At 42.7% G+C, this 8,599-nt stretch carries 9 protein-coding genes; 6 read left to right on the forward strand and 3 right to left on the reverse strand.

Annotated features, from left to right (window positions below; all coding sequences use genetic code 11):
- The first annotated feature begins 280 nt into the window (after positions 1-280).
- The 3 genes from WN50_RS21020 to WN50_RS21030 all read left to right on the forward strand — a co-directional run bounded on the left by WN50_RS21020 (position 281) and on the right by WN50_RS21030 (position 1,653).
- On the forward strand, positions 281-523 hold the full coding sequence (locus tag WN50_RS21020) for a ferritin family protein (protein ID WP_072075623.1): 243 nt from the start codon (positions 281-283) through the stop codon (positions 521-523).
- Between the two features lie 13 nt (positions 524-536).
- Complete coding sequence (locus WN50_RS21025; RefSeq protein WP_049560608.1) at positions 537-1,193, forward strand: helix-turn-helix domain-containing protein; 657 nt, start codon at positions 537-539, stop codon at positions 1,191-1,193.
- A gap of 127 nt (positions 1,194-1,320) precedes the next feature.
- Positions 1,321-1,653: an STAS domain-containing protein gene (locus WN50_RS21030; protein ID WP_046281601.1), complete on the forward strand. Its 333-nt coding sequence runs from the start codon at positions 1,321-1,323 to the stop codon at positions 1,651-1,653.
- 236 nt (positions 1,654-1,889) lie between these two features.
- Here the strand turns inward: WN50_RS21030 and WN50_RS21035 are convergent, their stop codons facing one another.
- Positions 1,890-3,032, reverse strand: a complete 1,143-nt coding sequence (locus WN50_RS21035) for a PP2C family protein-serine/threonine phosphatase (protein WP_046281600.1) — start codon at positions 3,030-3,032, stop codon at positions 1,890-1,892.
- Positions 3,033-3,187: 155 nt separating this feature from the next.
- On the opposite strand from WN50_RS21035, the gene WN50_RS21040 reads away from it, so the two are divergent.
- Positions 3,188-3,634, forward strand: a complete 447-nt coding sequence (locus WN50_RS21040; protein ID WP_046281599.1) for an ATP-binding protein — start codon at positions 3,188-3,190, stop codon at positions 3,632-3,634.
- Between the two features lie 12 nt (positions 3,635-3,646).
- Here WN50_RS21040 and WN50_RS21045 read toward each other — a convergent pair whose 3' ends face one another.
- Positions 3,647-4,411, reverse strand: coding sequence for a DUF1350 family protein (locus tag WN50_RS21045; protein WP_046281598.1), 765 nt, complete (start codon positions 4,409-4,411; stop codon positions 3,647-3,649).
- A 184-nt stretch (positions 4,412-4,595) separates the two neighbouring features.
- On the opposite strand from WN50_RS21045, the gene WN50_RS21050 reads away from it, so the two are divergent.
- Both WN50_RS21050 and WN50_RS21055 read left to right on the forward strand, forming a co-directional pair.
- Entirely contained in the window at positions 4,596-5,729 is a 1,134-nt protein-coding gene (locus tag WN50_RS21050) for an RNA-guided endonuclease InsQ/TnpB family protein (protein WP_049560624.1), read from the forward strand.
- A gap of 286 nt (positions 5,730-6,015) precedes the next feature.
- A complete protein-coding gene (locus tag WN50_RS21055; protein WP_046279271.1) occupies positions 6,016-6,543 on the forward strand; it encodes a DUF4112 domain-containing protein in 528 nt (175 codons plus the stop codon).
- Positions 6,544-6,691: 148 nt separating this feature from the next.
- Here WN50_RS21055 and WN50_RS21060 read toward each other — a convergent pair.
- Positions 6,692-8,599 (reverse strand): Ig-like domain-containing protein (locus WN50_RS21060; protein WP_049560622.1); only part of this gene is annotated, 1,908 nt, incomplete at its 5' end.

The following is an 8,599-nucleotide window of genomic DNA, read 5'->3' on the forward strand; positions in this document are numbered from 1 at the left end:
CTACTCCAGAGGGGTGAGTCTCCCCAGTCGTTCATCCCATTTCAGAGATAGTTTCGGTATGCCCTACCGTACTTGAGAAAAAAATGCTTTGTTCTCTGTACTTGGTGCTTTAAGGTTTTATATGGCCAAAGCATTTCTTGCAAGAACCCCATACCTTAAGTTTTCAAGGTTAATTGCATCGATTAGATGCTGGGTTTTTCAACTGGTTGAATACCCTGCCAGTAGAGTTATTATAGCATTAGAAAGAGCCTTATATCCCCATACCTGAAGGTAGGGGCGTGTGCGGCAATTTTTGGTAACCGCTTTAGCCGATCGCTTTGCGATGTACGCCAAACAGGTTCGTGAGGCGATTGACAAAACGGGTGGCTTAGGAGATGCGGATACTGCGGATTTATACACCGAAATCTCACGGACCGTTGATATGCGCTTGTGGTTCCTCGAAGCCCACTTGCAAGGAAGCGACAGTAGTGTTACCAATGGTAGCAGCAGTGCGACAACCAAAGCCACTGCAAACGTGAAATAGTATTGATCCGGGAATGAATCCATTTTCATCACCTGACTATAGCTCCGACTTGCACCGCTTAATGGAAGAGGCGGGGCTTTCTACTGTCAAGGAATTGAGTCAAAAAACGGGGGTTTCTCAGTGGCAAATTATCCGACTGCGACGGGGACTGGCCCGACAAATGCGAGTGGAGATTTTGCTGAAAATTAGTCAAGGACTAAATATTTCTTTAGTTGAATTGTTGGCAACTTTTGCGCCGGAGTCGGTGAGATCTCAAGATGCTGGGGCTTCGGTTAAGGAATTGCAACAAGAGTATCAACACTTGCAAAGCCAGATGGAAAAGCAGCGAGAGTTGCTGTTAGAGGAGTTTGAGCGCTCGAGTTTAAGCATTTTAGAAGCTTGGTTGCTACAATGGCCGACAGTAGCTTATAAAGTTCAACAGAACCCTAAACTGGCGGGGGTGAAATTATTGCCTCTGTTGCGTCCGGTTGAACGGCTTATGCAACAATGGGGAGTAGAAGCGATCGCCTCTGTGGGTTCGGAGATTCCTTACAATCCCCAGATGCACCAGCTTCTAGAAGGAACCGCTCAAACCGGGGAAATGGTTGTGGTGCGCTATGCGGGCTATCGATATCGAGGTCAACTTCTGTATCGGGTTAAAGTCAGTCCCTTACAAAAAAGCCAACAATAGCCCGTCACCCCATGAGGCCAACCCTTGGAGAACGGGTGTTCGATTGAAAATTTGGCGATGAGTTCATATCAAGGCTATACTAGCGGAAACTGGCGAGTCAATGTCGAGGCTTCACTTTTAATAAATTATGAGTTCTGATGTTCAAGTGCTTCAACCCCAAGGAATTTTAGACGGAACGAAAGCAAGTGAATTCCGTAAAGAGATTAGCAATCTCGTCGATAAGGGAGCCAAAACCATCCTGATAGATTTTAAAGATGTCTCCTTTATGGACAGTTCAGGTTTAGGTGCTTTAGTTTTGGCTCTAAAAACAGTTCGAGCTGCTGGTAGTAAGTTGATGGTTTGCTCGATTAATGAGCAAATTAAAATCTTATTTGAACTAACCAGTATGGATCGGGTATTCGATATTTTTGAGAATCGCGAAGAGTTTGAAGAGAAGTATGCTGCTAAAAAAAGCAGTTAAATCTTTAACCTCATCTTGGATGATCTAGATTCGGGTGAATAGGGGAATGGGGAGACTCTACTTGTACAATTAATCCGAGTTTTAAGGCAGCTTAAAAGTTGTGAATAATTGGCAAAAGTGGGGAGTATACTTTCATTATTCCTAGAGTTCTTCCCTTCTCATATTTTTCAGTTGAATCAACAAGTTTAAAGGCTTGGCGGACAGTCAGTTAAGTATTAATTATAGGAATTTAATGACTATTCAAAGTGAATTTTAAGTAAAGAAAAATCATCTTCAAAAGGATTTCCTGAATTTAAAGCTTTAATCGAATTAAAAAGAGAATCAAGATGATTGGGGAGGGAATAATTGGAATTGCAGTCAATCAGAAGATTAATAAAAGCATCAAGTCCCCACATTGAACCATCGGGTTGATGGATTTCATAAACTCCATCACTAAAAATAAACAGATCACTGGGATTTTTAATCTCGCAACAGTCGTCGCTATATTCAGCTTCTAAAAACATTCCCACAGGCATTCCGGGGGTTTTGAGGCGTTTAACTTGTAGACTGTTTTGATCTTGACCCGAAAGCAGAATAGCAGGAGGATGACCGGCACTGGCATAGGTGAGTTTGTGGGTTTTGCGGTTATACACGCCATACCAAATGGTGAAGTATTTGTCATTTTGATAGGACATTTGAAAGGTACTGTTGAGGGCTTTCAAAACATCACTGGGCTGATAATAATCTATATTAGGAAGTGTACGCGATCGCAATAAATTTAAAACCGAAATCGAAGGCAAAGTCGCCCTCAAACCATGTCCGGCTGTATCCATTAAATAAATCGATAAATAATCGGCATCTAGCCAACGGTAATCAAAGCAATCACCTCCGAGTTGACGGGAAGGAATAAATTTAGCTTCTATTTTGAGGGGTGTGGAAGTCGGTAGAGGAAGCAAAGATTGTACATATTCTGCGGCTTCGGCTAACTCGGCTTCTAGGAGTTGTTTTTGAGTTTGTAAATCTTGACTGAGTTGATGTAAGCGTAAGCCAGCCCTGACTCGGGCGTACAACTCGTTCATTTCAATGGGTTTAGAAATAAAATCATCAGCCCCCGCATCCAGACCTTTCACCCGGTCAGAAATTGACCCCAGAGAGGTGAGTAAAAAGAATTGAGTGGTGGAGAGTTCAGGATTGAGTTTGACATGACGACAGACCTCAATACCCGTTAATCTGGGCATAATCCAATCACAAATAATCAAAGCAGGGCGTAATTCTTGCGCTTTTTGAATCCCTTCCTCACCATTACTAGCAACCGAAACATCATAACCCTGGTTTTTGAGAGTTCTCCTTAGCAGCTCCCGAATCACCGTGTCATCATCAATTACCAAAATTTTAAACATGGACGCTCAGGTAATAAAGTAGGGTCGGCAACAAGAGTTTGAATCAATTCTTCGCTTAAATAGAGTATAGTCCAACAGGTGGGACTGTAAACTGAGTGTGGTATCAGTCATCCCTCGTGTTAAATTGATCGTAGATGTAGGTTCTCATACTAAGTGTGATTGAATTTGAAGGTTCAGAACCGTTGCTCCTGCCATGCAAGGTCAAGCTTCAGGCTCCTAATACTCTTGATGCTTTATCCGATATTTTGTCATGGTTTGGTCGATTACAGCATCCATCGGTTCCCAGTTCCATCTGGATTCGCTGTCAACTGGCTTTGGCTGAAGGATTTACGAATGCGGTTCGTCATGCTCATCGCAACCAACCTCCAGATGTCAAGGTTGAGATCGAAGTCGCCCTCTGTGAAGAAAAAATTGAAATTCGGATTTGGGATTATGGCCCTCCGTTCGATTTGATGGGAAAGCTTCAACAAATGCCTGGTGGTATCGATAAAGGTGCGGGTGGGGGACGAGGTTTGAAGCTGATGCGGGATATTGCTGATTTTTTGAGCTATGAACCCACTGGCGATGGCCGAAATTGTCTGTTGATTGTTAAAAACTATTAATTCCAATTTCTCTTAGGCTGCCAACGGATCAAGCCAATGGAGAACTTCTTGTTTTAATCGATATAAATCTCGATAAACTTCTTGTTTAATCCATTGACTGATCGCATCGAAGGGTGTGAAAACTTCCCCAACAGACCAGCTCATATCTTGATTGATGGGGGTTAAATGATCACCGCCTAACTGCTGAAGTGCAACCATTCCGGGAAAACAACCTTGTAAAATCTGATTGAGAATTAACGTTTGGTCGATTGTATCTTTGGTAAATTTGATCAGAAGGTTGCGACGAATTTGATAGCGTTCTTTGATCATACAGTTGGTTTGTTGAGGAGAAGGCGTAAATTCGACCTCCATCATGGATGAAAGTTGTTCAACGAGGGGAATCGACTCACGCGCCGCATAATTGTTAAAAGAGATCAGAATATTCCCTGCGCGGGTGACGGGAAATAAAGAACCGATCAGTAAGTGCAGTTTACACCCCATACTATGGCCTAATCCATAAATCGGTAAACCCCTCTGACGCAGACGCCGAGTGGAGTACAAGTCCTCTAAGCCATCCTCAAAGGTCCACAGAACTTTTTTTGCCATAATTCCGTGATTGAGGGTATTAATAAAAGGGGTGGCGATGACGGCATATCCTTGTTGAGCGATTTGCTCTAATAGCCATCGATAAGTGATTTGTGGTGCTGTCGCGACAAATGCTCCCCCCAGAAAGTGGACAATTGCTTTTGGTCGGGGGGGAATCAAAACCCAGTTGTTAGAAACTTCTATCCACTCCATAACGGCCTTAAATGCTTTATTTTAACAACAGGATCGAAACTCAATCTTCTAACCTCAGATGGAAGTTAAGTTGATCGGCAATCTTTAATCTAATGTTACCAATAAAAAGCAGGTTTAGAGCAAGGTCGTTCACGACGGATTGTTTTATGCTACAATAGTTTATCGTGGCTCGACAATGATAAACATGATTGTCTACGAAATGAAGCTACAAGGAACTGTTGCCCAGTACAGAAGGCTAGACGAAGCTATCCGTACAGGTCGATTCGTCCGTAATAGCATCATTAAAGCGTGGATAGACGGTCAAGTTAAAAGTCGTAACGACGCTTATGCCTACTGCAAACTGCTGTCAGACAATCCTAGTTTTCCCTGGGTGAATAAACTCAATTCTATGGCTCGACAAGCGCACGCGGAGAGAGCATGGGCATCAATTGAACGGTTCTATAAGAATTGTCGGCAAAAAATACCCGGTCATAAAGGATTCCCAAAGTTTAAAAAATATCAGGTTCGAGCTTCTGTTGAGTATAAAAGCACAGGCTGGAAACTTTCAGAGGATAGACGCTATTTAACATTTTCCGACAAATTTCAATCGGGGACATTTAAACTTTGGGGTAGTCGAGATTTGCACTTCTATCAACTCCAACAAATTAAACGGGTGAGAGTGATTAGAAGATACGATGGGTATTATGCTCAATTTTTGATAGACCATGAACGAGAGGAAAATAAAGAACTCACAGGAAAACAAACAGGGCTAGATGTTGGACTTAACTATTTCTACACCGATTCAACAGGTGAACAGATAGACAACCCCCGCTTTTTAAGAAAAGACGAGCGGCGCATTAAAAAGCTGCAACGTCGGTTATCGAGAACTCAAAAGGGAAGTCAAAACCGCAAAAAAGCCAAAAATCGCTTAGGGAAGGCGCATCTCAAGGTTTCACGCAGACGTAATGATTGGGTCTGTAAATTGGCTCAACACGTCATCCGGTCTAACGACTTGGTAGCAATAGAAAACCTACGGATACGCAATTTAGTTAAAAATCATCATTTAGCTAAGTCAATTAACGATGCTGCTTGGTACAGATTTAGAGAATGGTTGGAGTATTTTGGGAGAATTTATGGGGTTCCGGTGATTGCCGTTGAACCTGCATACACATCTCAAAACTGCTCAAATTGCGGTGAAAAGGTTGTCAAAACTCTCAGTACGAGAACTCATAAATGTCCTCACTGCGGGTATGTAGCAGACCGAGACGAAAATGCCGCCAAAAATATTCTAAAATCTGCATTAAAACAGCTATCAAATCAAGAAACGGATAAGAAATAGATTAACGGATTAACTTGACTGTAAAACGCATAAATCTAGGCTTCTCACACGTAGCTTAATCCGTTTTTCCGCTTAATATCTGTTTTTAAAATACCGTCGGGCAGACGGGAATCAACGCCTTTGGAGAGACTGACCTCTGCTTGAGTGGGGAAACCCAACCCTCGTAAGTCAACTCGTAGAAAGAGGAAACCCAGACAGTGATGTTTGGAATCTCCGTCCTTGAGGGCGCAGAGGATGCCAAATAAGTTGACACAAGAATGTCGATTTTCTGATTATTCTCAAAAATATGAATCAGCATCAGTCTCCTAAATCTACTGATCCTTCCATGAAGAATCGCTCTAAAGCGTCTACAGTCAAACATTTGCGCGAATTTAGTCATCTCCTCGACAATGCCATTCGAGTTCCGGGTACGACCTATAGAATTGGTCTTGATCCGATTATCGGACTGATACCTGGAGGTGGAGATATAGCTGGAGGTCTATTATCAGCTTACATTGTTTTGCAAGCATTTCAACTGGGTGTTCCGAGAGAAACACTGCTTCGCATGGCTTCTAATATCGCAACAGAAACTCTAGTTGGGACTGTCCCTGTGTTCGGAGATTTTTTTGATGTCGCCTGGAAAGCCAACGTTAAAAATGTTGATCTCTTAGAAGCCCACATGAATGCGCCGGAAATGGGAGAAAAAGCTGATCGGTTGTTTGTGATTATTTTAGTGGGCGGTTTGATGCTGTTTATTTTGCTAATCTCGATTGTGGGGATTGCGATTTTGACTTTTATTTATCAAGTTTTGAGAACTTTGTTAACGGGTGGATAAACATTAAAAGCCGTCTGCTCTCCTCGAAAATTCATCGTTTTATAGCGCTTCGCGCAAGGCAAGAGGCAAAAGGCAAGAGGCAAAAGGCAAAAGGCAAGAGGAAGTTGAAAACCTCTCTTAGTAAAGCTTTGAGAGTTTCTCAATTTCATCAATTTGTCAATACACCAGTGCGACCTGCTATAGAAGTGCTAAAGTCTTCGGCTGTCAGTAAACTGATTTGAATATTATTGAGGGTAGCTAGAGGGGTTCGGTTCACTTCAATCACTGTAGAATTATTAACCTGGGTTAATGTTAATTGATCGAAGGTTAAACCCCCATCAAGAACAATAATATCCTGACTATCGACAAAATCATTAATCAGATCAACACCATATCCGACAACGAGAACAAAGCGATCGCTCCCTTCCCCACCTGTGAGAGTATCCGCACCTTCTGCCCCGACTAACAAATCATTGCCATTTCCGCCTGTGAGTTGATCATTGCCTTCTCCGCCATCGAGGGTATCGTCTCCGTTGTCTCCAAACAAAATATCATCCCCGGAGTTGCCATCGAGTAAATCATTTCCCTCACCCCCATAGATGGTATCTTGATCGGCGTTGCCGGAAATTGTATCGTTATCCTGGTTGCCATAGAGGACATCGTTATCCTCGTTCCCTTCCATTAAGTCGGCTCCGAGATTACCAAACAGCCTATCATCTTGAGCGCCTCCCCGCAGTTGATCGTCATTTTTTCCGCCATAAACTTCATCCTGGCCCTCGGCACCATCGATCAGATCGTTGTCTTGGTTTCCGTTGATCCAGTCATCATCACGTTCACCGGAGAGGGTGTCTTTTCCTAAGTTCCCGAAAGTCCAGTCATTTCCTGATCCACTGCGAACTTTATCCTCATTCTTACCCCCCATAATGGTATCGTTTCCATTTTTGGCGTCGATGAAGTCGTTATCTTCGTTACTGTTAATTTCGTCATTATTTTCTGTTCCTTGAATATAGTCTCCTCCTTGCAACCCGAAGACAATACCCGTCTCAGCAGTCGCCGCAATGATCGCATCGACGTTATCGGTGGGTTCTGATGAGTTGGAAATATTCAAGCTGGGGGGTTCTAAGTCTGGAAAGGCGATCGCTTGAATGACATTACTCGGATCAAAGATGTCAAATACCCCATCTCCGTCGCTATCTGAACGAGGTTGAGAAGGTTCAGTTTCGGTATCAGTATCAGGTTCGGTATCAGTATCAGGTTCGGTATCAGTATCAGGTTCGGTATCGGTATCAGGTTCGGTATCAGTATCAGGTTCGGTATCAGTATCAGGTTCGGTATCAGTATCAGGTTCGGTATCAGTATCAGGTTCGGTATCAGTATCAGGTTCGGTATCAGTATCAGGTTCGGTATCAGTATCAGGTTCGGTATCGGTATCGGTATCGGTATCGGTATCGGTATCGGGTTGAGGAGTTGGTGTACTGCTTAAGTTAAACTGATCGCTAACACTGGCGTTATTGGTATCTGTCGCCGAAACTGCGATCGCCAACGGACTCACAGAATTAATGTTGATAATACCGCTAATAATACCAGTTGTCGGATTAATATTCAAGCCATTGGGAAGTGCGATCGCCGAATAAGTTAAAACATCACCATCGGGGTCGTTAAAATAACCCGAAATATTTAAACTAAAGGCTTGATTTTGTTGAATATTTAACTGATCGGGAATTTCTTCGAGGAGTTCAGGAGTATCATTAACAGACTCAACGGTTAGTTTGACTTCCGCATTGGCAACACTTCCTTTACTATCAGTAATGAGATACAAGAAGCTATCTTCACCAAAATAATTCAGAGCGGGTGTGTAGGTAATGGTTTTACCATCTTCGCTAATTTTTACAGTTCCGCCTTGGCTTGTTGTTTCGGGAAGAATTCTTGTAATTTCTCCTTCATCACTGATTTCTAAACTATTTGCTGCTGTGATAGTAAGACTGTCATCAATATCATCATCCCGATCATTTTCTAGAACATTAATTATCGTTTCAGTATCTTCTAAAACGGTTATATTTTCATCAGTTTCGGCGAC

The sequence above is a fragment of the Limnoraphis robusta CS-951 genome (assembly GCF_000972705.2).

Excerpts from the sequence above, each read along its gene's own strand:
- WN50_RS21025 (WP_049560608.1), top strand. The coding sequence starts at position 537 with ATGAATCCATTTTCATCACCTGACTATAGCTCCGACTTGCACCGCTTA.
- WN50_RS21030 (WP_046281601.1), top strand. The coding sequence starts at position 1,321 with ATGAGTTCTGATGTTCAAGTGCTTCAACCCCAAGGAATTTTAGACGGA.
- WN50_RS21035 (WP_046281600.1), bottom strand. The coding sequence starts at position 3,032 with ATGTTTAAAATTTTGGTAATTGATGATGACACGGTGATTCGGGAGCTG.
- WN50_RS21045 (WP_046281598.1), bottom strand. The coding sequence starts at position 4,411 with ATGGAGTGGATAGAAGTTTCTAACAACTGGGTTTTGATTCCCCCCCGA.
- WN50_RS21050 (WP_049560624.1), top strand. The coding sequence starts at position 4,596 with ATGATTGTCTACGAAATGAAGCTACAAGGAACTGTTGCCCAGTACAGA.
- WN50_RS21055 (WP_046279271.1), top strand. The coding sequence starts at position 6,016 with ATGAATCAGCATCAGTCTCCTAAATCTACTGATCCTTCCATGAAGAAT.